Raw genomic sequence first — 12,038 nt, 5'->3', positions numbered from 1 at the left:
CACGGCCTCGCCGTGATCTACGCGGCGACCGCGGTGGCCGGCGCTACCTATCCGCCGCTGACCGCCGCGATCCGCGGCGCCTGGAACGACGTGACCGCCCCGTCGTCCGGCCGGTACGCGCTGCGCAACCTCGCCCTGGCCTCCGAGACCGCGCTGTTCGAGCTGGTCTTCGTGCTCGGCCCGCTGTTCGTCTCGGGCTTCCTGCTGTTCGCGGACGCCACCGCCGCGTTGGTCGGGGCCGGCGTGGTCACGCTGGTCGGCACGCTGGTAGTGGCGCTCGGCAAGGTCATGCGTGGCTGGCAACCGCACCCGCCCTCGGCACACGCGAAGGGCCTCGGCCCGCTGCGGGTCAGCGGCTTCCCCTCGCTGCTCGTCTGCGTCTTCGGCCTGGGCGTCGCGTTCGGCGCGACCGGGGTGATCGTCCCGGCGTTCGCCACCGCCGAGGGGGTCTCGGACCCGGACGGCCTGGCCGGCGTGCTGCTCTCGATCTGGGCGGTGGGCAGTGCGGTCGGCGGCTTCTGGTTCGGCACGCGCAAGACGGCCGACAACCTGACCCGCCAGTTCGCGATGTTGCTCGGGCTGCTGGCCAGCACGTTCGCGATCTACGCGGCGATGCCGACCCCCTGGGCGCTGGGCGTGGCCCTGGTCTTCGGCGGCGTCGTCATCGCGCCGGGCCTGACCGTCGAGAACACGATGATCGGCCGGATCGCACCGGAGTCGATGCTCAACGAGGCCTACACGTGGATGGTCACCACGTCGGTAGCGGCGTCAGCTGTCGGCGGCGCGGTCGCGGGCTGGCTCGTCGACGAGATCGGCGTCCCGTGGGCCTTCCTCTTCGCCGGGGCGGCGGTGGCCGTGGGGGCGTTGGTCGCCGCTCCGCCCGCCGGGCCGATCCGGCGAGCGGAGAAGCACGCGGCGGTACAGCTGGAGAGCGCACTACAACCCGAAGCGGTCTGAGGGCGGCGCCGCTCGCGGCCGAGGACGGACCCGGCGCCTCGCAGCGGAGGCTCAGGAGCGGTTGCGGGTGTCGGAGGCTGTGCCGGAGCCGTTCCGGCCGACGATGTCGCCCCAGAGCCGGCGCCATTACGGCGGAAGCTTCGCGATCCAATTTCGCGGGGCGCTGCGCGGCCAGGCGAGCGACCGCCAACCGGCCCGGCCCGGCGCGTGGCTTCGCGATCCAATTTCGCGCGGCGCTGCGCGGCCAGGCGAGCATCCGCCAACCGACCGGGCTCCGCCGCGTGGCTTCGCGATCCAATTTCGCAGGGCGCTGCGCGGCCAGGCGAGCGTCCGCCAACCGACCGGGCTCCGCCGCGTGGCTTTCGCGATCCAATTTCGCGGGGCGCTGCGCCGCCAGGCGAGCGTCCGCCAACCGACCGGGCTCCGCCGCGTGGCTTCGCGATCCAATTTCGCAGGGCGCTGCGCGGCCAGGCGAGCACCCTCAACCGACCCGACTCCGCCGCGTGTGCCGGTGCGCCTCGCGATGCGGCAGCCGACAAGCGGCGGCGGGCCAGGCGACCGTTGGTCGCGCGGCCCGCCGGGTGAGCCGATTACCGGTAGTTCGTGAACTGGAGCGCGACCCCGAAGTCGTCGCCCTTGAGGAGGGCGATCACGGCCTGGAGGTCGTCCTTCTTCTTGCCGGTGACGCGCAGCTGGTCGCCCTGGATCTGGGCCTGGACGCCCTTCGGGCCCTCGTCGCGGATCTTCTTGCTGATCGCCTTGGCCTTCTCGGAGTCGATGCCCTGCACGATCTTGGCGTCGATCTTGTAGGTCTTGCCTGAGGCCCGCGCCTCGCCGGCGTCCAGCGCCTTGAGCGAGATGTTGCGCTTGACGAGCTTCTCCTTGAACACCTCAAGCGCCGCCTTGACCCGCTCCTCGGTCTCGGCGCTCAGGTTGACGGCGCTTTCGCCGCCCGACCAGCTGATCTCCGCCCCGGTGCCGCGGAAGTCGAAACGGGTCGCAAGCTCCTTCTCCGTCTGTCGTACGGCGTTGTCGACCTCCTGCTGGTCGACCTTGCTGACGACGTCGAAGGACGGGTTCGCTGCCATGATCATGCTCCTGCGTCGGTGCGGTGTTCTGGCGTTGTCCACGGGCCAACCCGGCGGCGCGAACATGCCGACCGTACCCGGTTGCGTTCCGGGCCGGTGCTACCGCTATCCTTGCTTCCGCTGCCGCATCCGGTGCGGCGGCACGCCCTGGCGGGTTGCCCGAGCGGCCAATGGGAGCGGACTGTAAATCCGTCGCGAAAGCTACCCAGGTTCGAATCCTGGACCCGCCACCAGCACGATGCAGCGGCCTCTGACCGGCGACAACGCGGTCGGGGGCCGTTCTCGTACCAAGCGGTACCAGCCCCGCCCGCGAATTGACGCAACGTATTCGTCGAATTGCGCTTTCGGTCGTGTCACCCTGTGCGGATGGGTGCTCCCGTTCCCACACAGGTCAATCTCGTCGTGCATGACATCGCCGCGAGTCTCGCGTTCTATCGACTGCTCGGTTGGACCGGCGAGCCGACCGGGCCGCATGTCGAGTTCGCGTTCCCGGGCGGGTTCACGATCGAGCTCGACGAGGTCGCTTCGGTCGAGCGCTGGAACAGCGGCTCGCCGCCGCCGCAGCCGGGCAGCGGAGTCGTCGGCACGCGGGTCGCGAGCCGCGCGGAGGTCGACGCGCTCTGGCAGAAGATCATCGACGCGGGGTACGAGAGCCGCCAGGCGCCCTTCGACGCGTTCTGGGGCTCCCGCTACGCGATCGTGGCCGACCCCGACGGGCACCAGATCGGCTTGATGAGCCCCGCCGACGACGCGCATCGCCACTGGCCGCCGCGTCCCGCGGCCAACGCGTAACCAACGCAGCTAGTGGAGAATTCAACGACCAGTCCGTTACGGGGCGGCATTCGCCATCCGCAAGAACAAGCATGTCTCCATATCTAGATCAAATATGGTGATCAAGCGCCGGCGGTGGTCAAAGCGACCACGGCCCGGTGGGCAGCCGCGCGTACGCGGGGCACGGGGTCGTCCCTCAACACAGTGACGCGAGCCAACGCGTCGCCGACCAGATGACGCGCGACCACCTTCGCGGCCATCTCCCGCACACGCCACGCGGGGTCGTCCAGCGCGGCCACGATCGTCGATGCCGCCCGGTCCTCCCACGCCCACAGCAACCCCCGCGCGGCCCACACGCGAACCCAGTACCAGCGCGAAGATCCCGGACCCCCGTCCGCCGGATCGAGCGCCCACGATGTGGCCGGCCCGCCCAGCACGATGATCAGCTGCAGATCGTCGTCGTCCGCGCCGGCCAGCAGAGCCACGCATCCGGCCACGACGGCGTCCCGCCCACGCCGATCACACTCGGCCAACACCCTCGTCCGTGGCGGTGGCGCGTCCACCGTCCGGGGTCGTCCGGTCATCCTCCGGATTGTTCCCGAGAGGGCCGGAACGGACAGCCGCGACTGGACAAATGCGACCGAGCAAAGCGACGGTTAAGGTTGGCCTCATACGATTGGTTGGGTTTTCATCTGCCGATGGTTCGGGCCCAGCCTGATGCTCTGTGCGTGGCCCTGCATGATGTGGCACCATCTTTGTTACTCAAGCACGGCCCCATCATTGCGACAGGAGCAGTCAGATGCGCGCACGCTTGTTCGGCCACTGGGTCGGTCGGGCTGCGATTTTCGCCGTCCTAGGGTTCGGTGCCCTGGTTGCCGGTGGGGTGGCGTCGGCGTCGGCCTACGTCGAGCACCAGCAGGTCGACTCGATCGGTTCGTCGGTCTCCGGTGCCGTCTCCGAAGGCGTGATCGTCAGCTTTGGCTATGAGTGGAACTGAAACCTGGTCCTAGCCCCAACGGCCACGACTGAAGGCCTCCTCCCTTGGGCACTCGAAGTGGTGCGCGGCGCACCCAGGAGTACGCCTGGCTGATCACCGCGCCGGTAAGCCTGTTCGCCGTCCTGGTGGCTGTCCTTTTGGGCGCCAACAGCGACGAGCGGTTCGGTAACTGGGCGGTCGCCGCCCTGTTCCTCGGGCTCTTCATCCTGGCGGACGTTTCAGTCCTGATGTTCCAGGTCCGCCGGCAGACCTTCACCATCACGCTGGTCGAGATCCCGTTCCTGCTCGCCCTTTACTGGCTGCCACCGCTGACGTTCATCCTCGTCCGGGTGATCGCGTCGATCATCGCGCAGTCCAGCCGCCGGGTGCCGCCGATCAAGCTCTGGTTCAACGTCGCGAGCAACGCCGCGTCGTCCGCGCTGGCCTCGCTGATCGTCTTCGCGGCGCAGCCGCTGCACGTGGACGGCACCGACGACAACGCCGGTCCCTACGCGTGGGGTGTGCTCGCCGCCGCCGTCACCGCCAATGTGCTGTTCACCCTCGCGGCCACCGTCGGCGTGATCACCGCGGTGCAGGGCCGACTGTCCAGCCGCGACTTCGTCCGGATCGCGACCCCGGGCATCGTGGTCACGGGCATCAACATCACCATCGGCCTGGTCACCCTGGTGCTGATCCAGCAGAGCCTGTGGGCGATCCTGCTCCTGGCGGCGCTGGCGACGTTCTTCGTCGTGTCCTACCGCTCCTACGCACAGTTCCTGCGCCAGCACCGCACGCTGAGCGAGATCTACGACCTGACGAGGGCGATCGCCGACACCCCGCACGACGGGCGCCTGACCGACGTGCTGCTGCACCGCGTCCGGCAACTGCTCCAGGCCGAGTACGCGACGTTGTGGCTGCCGCAGCTCGGCCGCTACCCGGAGGTGCTGCTGTCGGCCCGGGTGGACGACTCCGGCCTGACCGATCTGACTGGAATACCGGAGTCGTTGCGCCGCGGCGTGCTGGAGACCGGCCGGACACTCGCGATCGGGCCCAAGCTCGGCACCGACGAGCTGCGGGCACAGCTGCGGGAGAGCAAGGCCAAGGACACCATCGTGGTGGCCCTCCGCGCCGGGTCCGCCGTCATCGGGTGCATCGAGGCGACCAACCGCCTCGGCGACCTGGCCACTTTCGGCGCCAGCGACGTCCGGCTGCTCGAGACGATCGCCGCGCATGCCGCGGTCGCGGTGGAGAACGCCCGGTTGGTGGAGCGGCTGCGCTACGACGCGCACCACGACGCACTCACCGGCCTGGCCAACCGGCGGCGGATCAACGCCGCGATCGACGAGTCGGTGGGTGTCCGCGCGCCGGGCGAGCAGGTGGCCGTGCTGCTCTTCGACGTCGGCGGGTTGCGCCAGGTCAACGAGTCGCTCGGGCACAGCGCGGGCGACCAGGTGCTGGTCGAGGTCGGCAGCCGGCTGCGGGCCAACGCGCCGCCCGGTGCGCTGGTCGGCCGGGCGAGCGGCGACGAGTTCGCGCTGACGTTGCGGGTCGAGAGCGCCGAGGCCGCGGAGGCGCTGGCCGTGCGGATCCGCCAGCAGATCCGTGACCAGATGGTGTTCGGCTCGCTGACGCTCGACGTCGAGACGGCCGTCGGCGTCGTCATCCACCCGGACCACGGCAGCGACGCGGCCACGCTGCTGCAACGGGCCGACCTGGCCGCCACCGCGGCCAAGACCGTGCCTGGCAGCATCCAGGTCTTCAATCCCGGGCTCGAGTCGCGGTCCGTGCGTCGGCTGTCGCTCGCCGGCGACCTGCGCCGCGCGCTGGACAACGACGAGATCGAGGTCTACTTCCAGCCGAAGGTGACGCTGGCCGACCGCCGGCTCATCGGGGTCGAGTGCCTCGCCCGCTGGGAGCACCCGGCACACGGCGCGGTCCCGCCCGAGGACTTCGTCGCCGTCGCCGAGCACACGGGTCAGCTCGCCCGGTTGACCGAGGCCGTCCTCAAGGAGGGTCTCAAGCGCTGCCGCGACTGGGCGGCCACCGACCATCCACTCTCGATCTCGGTCAACCTTTCCGCGCGTACGCTGATCGACCCCGACTTCCCCACCCGGGTGCAGGAGCTGCTGGGGGAGTACGGCGTCGCGCCGCACCGGTTGACCTTCGAGATCAAGGAGGAGGGCGTTCTCGACGGCACCGACCGTCCGATGCCCACCCTGCGCCGCCTGCGGGACATCGGCGTGCGGCTGTCGGTCGACGACTTCGGCACGGGCTACTCGTCGCTGTCCTACCTGCGCCGGCTGCCGGTGCACGAGGTCAAGGTCGACAGTGGCTTCGTGCAGGGCATGGCGACCGACCCGGCCGACCTGGCCATCGTCAACGCCGTCGTCACTCTTTCGCAGCAGTTCGGCCTGACCGTGGTGGCCGAGGGCGTCGAGAGCGAGCTGACCCTCGAGCTCCTGCAGGACATCGGTTGCGAGATCGGCCAGGGTTTCCTGTTCAGCCGGCCGCTGCCGTACGAGCGGCTGGAAGCCTGGTTCTCGGCGCAGACTGAGGCCGATTCGACCGCCGCCGGCGAGGTGCGTCGCCTGCGCGCGGTGCCCTGACCCGGGGCCGGTATCCCGATTTCGTGGCCTGACAACAGCCGTGTACTCTTACCCCTGCGCGTCAGCGAGCTAGATCGCGCGTGCCCCCTTAGCTCAGTCGGCAGAGCGTCTCCATGGTAAGGAGAAGGTCTACGGTTCGATTCCGTAAGGGGGCTCTGTTCCACCCGCGGCGGTGTAGCTCAGTTGGCAGAGCAAGCGGCTCATAATCGCTGTGTCGCCGGTTCAAGTCCGGCCACCGCTACTGTTGATTCGGGCGCCGCCGGCGCCCGTTTTGCTGGTTGACCGTGCCACCAGGTAATCTGGTCGGCCGGTAGGTTAGCGACACACCCGTTACGAGGAAGGCACCCCGCCGTGGCCAAGGCGACCGACGTCCGTCCCAAGATCACTTTGGCGTGCACGGAGTGCAAGGAGCGCAACTACATCACGCGGAAGAACCGGCGTAACGACCCGGACCGCATCGAGCTGAAGAAGTTCTGCCCGCGCGACGGTCGCCACACCGTGCACCGCGAGACGCGCTAACCAGCGCTCGCCAGGGCTCGCCAGCGCCCACCGGCGCTCACTTCGCCAAGCCTCCACGGCCGGCACCGCAGCACGCGGGGCCGGCCGTTGTGCTGCCCACCGCGCCGTCACAGCGATCACAGGAGCACCGGGCGCTACGATCTGCGCATGCCCTTGGACCCGTCGTACGTCGGCCGCAGCTATCCGCCGACCCCGCCTTACCTGGTCGGCCGCGAGAAGATCCGGGAGTTCGCGAAGGCGATCGGTGCCACCGACGCCGCCTATCTCGACCCCGAGGCGGCCCGGGCCCTCGGCTACACCGACGTGATCGCGCCGCCGACGTTCCCGACCGTGGTCTCGTTCGCGTCCAACAACGCCGTCGTCGACGATCCGGACCTGGCGATCGACTACTCCCGGGTGGTGCACGGCGACCAGCGCTTCCAGTACACCCGGCCGATCGTGGCCGGCGACGAGCTCGTGGGCCGGCAGACGATCGAAGAGATCATCTCGCGTGGCGGGCACGACTTCATCACCACGCGGACCGACATCACCGACTCCGCCGGCGCACCGGTCGCGATCGCGTGGTCCAAGCTCGTGATCCGTGGGGAGGGCTGACGAATGGAACTGCCGACGCGCACCTTTCCGGTGACCCGGGCCGATCTCGTCCGCTACGCGGGCGCCTCGGGCGACTTCAACCCGATCCACTGGAACGAGCGGTTCGCCACCAAGGTCGGCCTGCCCGGCGTGATCGCCCACGGCATGCTGACCATGGCCCTGGTCGGCCGCGCGGTCACCGACTGGGCGGGCGCGCCCGACGCGGTCGTCGACTTCTCGGTGCGGTTCAGCCGGCCGGTGCCGGTGCCCGACGACGAGACGGGCACCGAGGTCGTGGTCTCCGCGCAGGTGAAGGGCACCACCGACGAGGGTCACACCGTGCTCGCCATCACTGCCGTGTGCGGCGGCGAGAAGGTGCTGTCGCAGGCACGGGCGACGGTGCGAACCTCCCGGTTGGGAAAGTAGGGCGGGTACCCGTACACTGGTCCGCCGTGGGGTCCGTGACCCCTGCGACGCTGCTTGCGCTCGTGGGGTTGCAAACCCGCACAGGGGTGTAGCTCAATTGGCAGAGCAGCGGTCTCCAAAACCGCAGGCTGCAGGTTCAAGTCCTGTCACCCCTGCGCCTATGGCCTGACCGGCTTGACGTGGGATTGGCATCGCCGAGCAGGGGCCCCTGACGGCGACAAGCCAGCCACCCCGCGGAGCCGATAAGGTCGGCGTGACGAAGCAACACGACCGCGACGGAGGGCGAAGTGGCCGAGAAGAATCGGCGCGACGACGAGTTCGCCGACGACCGCCTTGATGACGAGGCGTTCGACGACGCTGTCGACGACGACGCCGACGAAGACGAGCCCGTCTCCCGCGGCGGCACCGCTACGCGTTCGCGTGTCGCCAAGGCCGGCGAGAGCACGACCAAGCGCACCGAAACGGGTCGCGTGGGGTTCTTCGGGCGGATCGCCCGGTTCTTCCGCGAGGTCGTCGCCGAGCTGCGTAAGGTCATCTGGCCGACCCGCAAGGAGCTGCTGACCTACACGGCCGTGGTGGTCGTGTTCGTCGCGTTCATGCTGACGGTCGTGGGCTTCCTGGACCTCGGGTTCGCCAAGGGCGTCCTGGCGGTCTTCGGCAACTGAGGCGTCAGCGGCATGGCCGCCGGCGCCGGCCAACACACAGACGGAAGTGAATGAGCGTGCCTGAGTACGACGAGACCGGCGAGATCATCGACGAGCAGTCGTCGGTGGCCACGGCGGATACCGACGATTCGACCGAGGCCGCGAGCAACGACGCTGAGCCCAGCGACGCGGTGGCCGGCGAGACCGCGCTGGTCGAGCCCGACGAGGACTACGACCCGGTTGCCGAGCTTCGGCAGAAGCTGCGCTACGCGCCCGGCGACTGGTATGTCGTGCACTCGTACGCCGGCTACGAGAACAAGGTCAAGACCAACCTCGAGACCCGGATCACGAGCCTCGACATGGAGGAGTTCATCTTCCAGGTCGAGGTGCCGACCCGCGAAGAGGTCGAGGTCAAGAACGGCAAGCGCCTCCAGGTCCAGAACAAGGTCTTCCCGGGCTACATCCTGGTCCGCATGGAGCTGACGCCGGAGTCCTACTCCTGCGTGCGCAACACGCCTGGCGTCACCGGCTTCGTCGGTGCCACCGACCGGGCCGACCGCCCCGCGCCGCTGTCGCTCGACGAGGTGCTCAAGTGGCTCGCGCCCGCGGTCGAGACCGCCGAGACGAAGAAGACCAAGGTCGAGGTCAAGGTGCTCGACTTCGAGGTCGGCGACTCGGTCACGGTCACCGACGGCGCGTTCGCGTCGCTGCCCGCGACGATCAGCGAGATCAACGCCGACCAGCAGAAGCTCAAGGTGCTCGTCTCGATCTTCGGTCGGGAGACGCCGGTCGAGCTCAACTTCAACCAGGTCGCGAAGATCTAAAACCGCTGAGTTACGCTTGTACGTCGGCCCGCCGGGGCCGCGCTTGACCGTGCGCGCGCTCCGGCCCAGTGGCAGCTCAAACTGTCATTGTGTCCGGCCGATATTTATGACCACCCAAGCCCAGGAAGTGACATGCCTCCGAAGAAGAAGCTCGTGAAGACCTTCACGCTGCAGCTGCCGGCGGGTCAGGCGACCCCCGCGCCGCCGGTCGGCCCGGCGCTCGGCCAGCACGGCGTGAACATCATGGAGTTCTGCAAGCAGTACAACAAGGAGACCGAGCAGCAGCGCGGCGACATCGTCCCCGCCGAGATCTCGGTCTACGAGGACCGCACGTTCACCTTCGTGCTGAAGACCCCGCCCGCCGCGCGCCTGCTGATCAAGGCCGCCGGTGTGCCCAAGGGCTCCGGCACCCCGCACTCGGCCAAGGTCGGGTCGGTGAGCCGCGCCCAGCTCCGCGAGATCGCCGAGCGCAAGATGGCCGACCTCAACGCCAACGACGTGGACCACGCCGAGCGCATCATCGCCGGCACCGCCCGCTCGATGGGCATCACGGTCCGCGACTGACCAGTTCGTGGGAGGGCCGCCGTTGACGCGGTCCGCCAACTACCACAGGAGATACACAGACATGCAGCGCAGCAAGAGTTACCGCAAGGCGGCCGAGCAGATCGACCGGGACAAGCTCTACAGCCCGGCCGACGCCGTCAAGCTCACCAAGGGCTCCACCTCCGTCAAGTTCGACCCCACGGTCGAGGTCGCGATGCGCCTCGGGGTCGACCCGCGGAAGGCCGACCAGATGGTCCGCGGCACGGTCAACCTGCCGCACGGCACCGGCAAGACCGCGCGCGTCATCGTGTTCGCGGCCGGCGCCAAGGCCGAGGAGGCCACCGCGGCGGGCGCCGACGCGGTCGGCACCGACGAGCTGGTCGCCCGCATCCAGGAGGGCTGGCTCGACTTCGACGCGGCGATCGCCACGCCGGACCAGATGGCCAAGATCGGCCGGATCGCGCGGATCCTGGGCCCGCGCGGCCTGATGCCGAACCCGAAGACCGGCACGGTCACCATGGACGTGACCAAGGCCGTCTCGGACATCAAGGGCGGCAAGATCACCTTCCGCGTCGACAAGCACTCGAACCTGCACCTGATCATCGGCAAGGCCTCGTTCTCCGAGGACCAGCTGATCGACAACTACGCGGCGGTGCTCGACGAGGTCCTGCGGGCCAAGCCGTCCGCGGCCAAGGGCACGTACCTCAAGAAGGTCACCTTCACCACGACCATGGGCCCCGGTGTCCCGGTCGACCCGAAGGTGGTCAAGAACCTCCGCGAGTCCGAGGTCTGAGTTACACACGCGATCGCCCGCCACCCCTCGGGGTGGCGGGCGATTCGTCGTTCAGGCGGCCGTCGCGAACACGATGACGTTGTCCTGATAGTTGCGTGCCTTCGAGTCGAACTCGCCGCCACAGGTGACGAGCCGCAGCCCAGCCTTCTCGTTCGGCCCGTAGACGAGCGCGGTCGGGAACTTCGTCTTCGGGTACGACTTCACGCCGTCGACGGCGAAGCTCGCGGTCGTACCGTCCTTGCGGCTGACCGTGATCGTGTCCTTCGGTCGCAGGTTGCCGAGCGCGAAGAAGACGGCCCGGTCCGTGGCCGTGGTCACGTGGCCGACGATCACGGCGTTGCCGATCTCGCCAGGCGATGGCCCGAGCGAGTACCAGCCGGCCAGTTGGGCCTTGTTCAGCGGCGGCACCGCGAGCGTGCCGTCCTTCCTGAGCACCAGATTCATGATCTTCGCCTCGACGCCGATCCGCTTGATCGAGATCGTGACCGGGTCGGACCGGTTCAACGGAGCGGGCGTCGTCGGGCTGGGCGTCGTCGCCGTCGCGCCGGCGGCCGGCCTGCTCGGGCTGGCGGCCGGGCCGCTCGGGCTCGCAGCCGCGGTCGCCGGGTCGAAGTCGCCCGCGGCCGCGGCCACGGGCTGGGGCGGCTCGGGCGTCCGCTGGATCGACGCACCGAGGAGCCCGACGCCGGCGAGCGCGGTGACCGCGACGAGCACGGCGCCGGCGGCGCGCCACGGTTTCCTACCGCGGCGGCCGCCGGCTCGCTCCGTCGAGGCCTCAGGCCACAGAACCATCGGTCCGCCGGCGGCGCAGCAGCACGAGCCCGCCCAGCGCGGCCGCGCCGACCAGGACGCCGCCCGTGGTGGCCAGCGTGGCGTCGGTGCTCACGCCCGCCGCACCACCGTCGACCCAGCCCTTGGGCGGGTCGCAGTCCTTCTTGTCGCCGTCCTTCTTGTCGCCCTCATCCCTCTTGACGGCCTCTTCCCTCTTGTCGCCCTTGTCGCCCTTGTCTTCCCGGTCGCCCTTGTCGCCCTTGTCGCCCTCGTCCTTCTTGCCGTGCCACTCGGACGGCGCGCAGTGCGACGAGGCCTTGTCGTCCTTGCCGGCCCACTGCGCTGCGTCGGACGGGTCTGCCATCGCGACACCCGGCGCGATGAGCAGAGTCACTCCGCCCAGCGCGAGGCTGGCGAGAACCTTGCCGACGATTTTCTTTGACATGAGTGCTGTCCCCTTCTAACCCCCGTGCGCTCGACGAACAGCCGAGCCATGACCGAGACTAGACCGTTTGCGCGGTTTATTCGGATTGATCGCTAATTCCCG

At 69.2% G+C, this 12,038-nt stretch carries 15 protein-coding genes and 4 tRNA genes; 15 read left to right on the top strand and 4 right to left on the bottom strand.

Annotated elements, in window-relative coordinates:
• The coding region (locus AB0H87_RS08670; protein WP_360141774.1) for an MFS transporter at positions 1–957 on the top strand (957 nt) is incomplete at its 5' end.
• A gap of 590 nt (positions 958–1,547) precedes the next feature.
• On the opposite strand, the gene AB0H87_RS08665 is transcribed toward AB0H87_RS08670, so the two are convergent.
• Positions 1,548–2,045 (bottom strand): YajQ family cyclic di-GMP-binding protein, encoded by a 498-nt coding sequence (locus AB0H87_RS08665; protein WP_360141772.1) that lies wholly within the window; start codon positions 2,043–2,045, stop codon positions 1,548–1,550.
• 149 nt (positions 2,046–2,194) lie between these two features.
• Between AB0H87_RS08665 and AB0H87_RS08660 the strand changes: the two genes are divergently transcribed.
• Both AB0H87_RS08660 and AB0H87_RS08655 read left to right on the top strand, forming a co-directional pair.
• Positions 2,195–2,278 (top strand) — tRNA-Tyr (locus AB0H87_RS08660).
• 133 nt (positions 2,279–2,411) lie between these two features.
• A complete protein-coding gene (locus AB0H87_RS08655; RefSeq protein ID WP_360141770.1) occupies positions 2,412–2,837 on the top strand; it encodes a VOC family protein in 426 nt (141 codons plus the stop codon).
• 101 nt (positions 2,838–2,938) lie between these two features.
• Here AB0H87_RS08655 and AB0H87_RS08650 read toward each other — a convergent pair whose 3' ends face one another.
• Positions 2,939–3,313, bottom strand: a complete 375-nt coding sequence (locus AB0H87_RS08650) for a hypothetical protein (protein WP_360141768.1) — start codon at positions 3,311–3,313, stop codon at positions 2,939–2,941.
• 302 nt (positions 3,314–3,615) lie between these two features.
• Here AB0H87_RS08650 and AB0H87_RS08645 point away from each other — a divergent pair, with 302 nt between their 5' ends.
• The 12 genes from AB0H87_RS08645 (at position 3,616) to rplA (ending at position 10,720) form a co-directional block, all read left to right on the top strand.
• Complete coding sequence (locus AB0H87_RS08645; protein WP_360141766.1) at positions 3,616–3,813, top strand: hypothetical protein; 198 nt, start codon at positions 3,616–3,618, stop codon at positions 3,811–3,813.
• 44 nt (positions 3,814–3,857) lie between these two features.
• Positions 3,858–6,398: a bifunctional diguanylate cyclase/phosphodiesterase gene (locus AB0H87_RS08640; protein WP_360141764.1), complete on the top strand. Its 2,541-nt coding sequence runs from the start codon at positions 3,858–3,860 to the stop codon at positions 6,396–6,398.
• Positions 6,399–6,480: 82 nt separating this feature from the next.
• Positions 6,481–6,553, top strand: a tRNA-Thr gene (locus tag AB0H87_RS08635).
• A gap of 13 nt (positions 6,554–6,566) precedes the next feature.
• A tRNA-Met gene (locus tag AB0H87_RS08630) sits at positions 6,567–6,639 on the top strand.
• Between the two features lie 110 nt (positions 6,640–6,749).
• Complete coding sequence (gene rpmG / locus AB0H87_RS08625; protein ID WP_030436491.1) at positions 6,750–6,917, top strand: 50S ribosomal protein L33; 168 nt, start codon at positions 6,750–6,752, stop codon at positions 6,915–6,917.
• A 147-nt stretch (positions 6,918–7,064) separates the two neighbouring features.
• Positions 7,065–7,511 (top strand): MaoC family dehydratase N-terminal domain-containing protein, encoded by a 447-nt coding sequence (locus AB0H87_RS08620; protein WP_360141762.1) that lies wholly within the window; start codon positions 7,065–7,067, stop codon positions 7,509–7,511.
• A 3-nt stretch (positions 7,512–7,514) separates the two neighbouring features.
• Positions 7,515–7,916 (top strand): MaoC family dehydratase, encoded by a 402-nt coding sequence (locus tag AB0H87_RS08615; protein ID WP_360141760.1) that lies wholly within the window; start codon positions 7,515–7,517, stop codon positions 7,914–7,916.
• 82 nt (positions 7,917–7,998) lie between these two features.
• Positions 7,999–8,071 (top strand) — tRNA-Trp (locus AB0H87_RS08610).
• A gap of 132 nt (positions 8,072–8,203) precedes the next feature.
• The gene (secE, locus tag AB0H87_RS08605; protein ID WP_360141758.1) at positions 8,204–8,581 is read left to right on the top strand and encodes a preprotein translocase subunit SecE; all 378 of its coding nucleotides are present in this window, start codon (positions 8,204–8,206) and stop codon (positions 8,579–8,581) included.
• 56 nt (positions 8,582–8,637) lie between these two features.
• Positions 8,638–9,384, top strand: a complete 747-nt coding sequence (gene nusG / locus AB0H87_RS08600) for a transcription termination/antitermination protein NusG (protein WP_360141756.1) — start codon at positions 8,638–8,640, stop codon at positions 9,382–9,384.
• A 132-nt stretch (positions 9,385–9,516) separates the two neighbouring features.
• Positions 9,517–9,948 carry a 50S ribosomal protein L11 gene (gene rplK / locus AB0H87_RS08595; protein ID WP_360141754.1) on the top strand — a complete coding sequence of 144 codons (432 nt, stop codon included), beginning with the start codon at positions 9,517–9,519 and terminating at the stop codon, positions 9,946–9,948.
• Positions 9,949–10,009: 61 nt separating this feature from the next.
• Complete coding sequence (gene rplA / locus AB0H87_RS08590; RefSeq protein ID WP_360141752.1) at positions 10,010–10,720, top strand: 50S ribosomal protein L1; 711 nt, start codon at positions 10,010–10,012, stop codon at positions 10,718–10,720.
• Between the two features lie 51 nt (positions 10,721–10,771).
• On the opposite strand, the gene AB0H87_RS08585 is transcribed toward rplA, so the two are convergent.
• Both AB0H87_RS08585 and AB0H87_RS08580 read right to left on the bottom strand, forming a co-directional pair.
• On the bottom strand, positions 10,772–11,512 hold the full coding sequence (locus AB0H87_RS08585; protein WP_360141750.1) for a class F sortase: 741 nt from the start codon (positions 11,510–11,512) through the stop codon (positions 10,772–10,774).
• Entirely contained in the window at positions 11,496–11,936 is a 441-nt protein-coding gene (locus AB0H87_RS08580; protein ID WP_360141748.1) for a hypothetical protein, read from the bottom strand. Before AB0H87_RS08580 ends, AB0H87_RS08585 begins: the two co-directional genes overlap by 17 nt.
• Positions 11,937–12,038: the final 102 nt, after the last annotated feature.

The organism is Asanoa sp. NPDC050611 (genome assembly GCF_040654855.1).
Taxonomy (GTDB): domain Bacteria; phylum Actinomycetota; class Actinomycetes; order Mycobacteriales; family Micromonosporaceae; genus Asanoa.
This window is presented reverse-complemented; position numbering and strand designations above follow the sequence as displayed.

Coding starts and splice junctions, on each gene's coding strand:
- AB0H87_RS08665 (WP_360141772.1), bottom strand. CDS start 2,045: ATGGCAGCGAACCCGTCCTTCGACGTCGTCAGCAAGGTCGACCAGCAG.
- AB0H87_RS08655 (WP_360141770.1), top strand. CDS start 2,412: ATGGGTGCTCCCGTTCCCACACAGGTCAATCTCGTCGTGCATGACATC.
- AB0H87_RS08645 (WP_360141766.1), top strand. CDS start 3,616: ATGCGCGCACGCTTGTTCGGCCACTGGGTCGGTCGGGCTGCGATTTTC.
- AB0H87_RS08620 (WP_360141762.1), top strand. CDS start 7,065: ATGCCCTTGGACCCGTCGTACGTCGGCCGCAGCTATCCGCCGACCCCG.
- AB0H87_RS08615 (WP_360141760.1), top strand. CDS start 7,515: ATGGAACTGCCGACGCGCACCTTTCCGGTGACCCGGGCCGATCTCGTC.
- rplK (WP_360141754.1), top strand. CDS start 9,517: ATGCCTCCGAAGAAGAAGCTCGTGAAGACCTTCACGCTGCAGCTGCCG.
- rplA (WP_360141752.1), top strand. CDS start 10,010: ATGCAGCGCAGCAAGAGTTACCGCAAGGCGGCCGAGCAGATCGACCGG.
- AB0H87_RS08585 (WP_360141750.1), bottom strand. CDS start 11,512: ATGGTTCTGTGGCCTGAGGCCTCGACGGAGCGAGCCGGCGGCCGCCGC.
- AB0H87_RS08580 (WP_360141748.1), bottom strand. CDS start 11,936: ATGTCAAAGAAAATCGTCGGCAAGGTTCTCGCCAGCCTCGCGCTGGGC.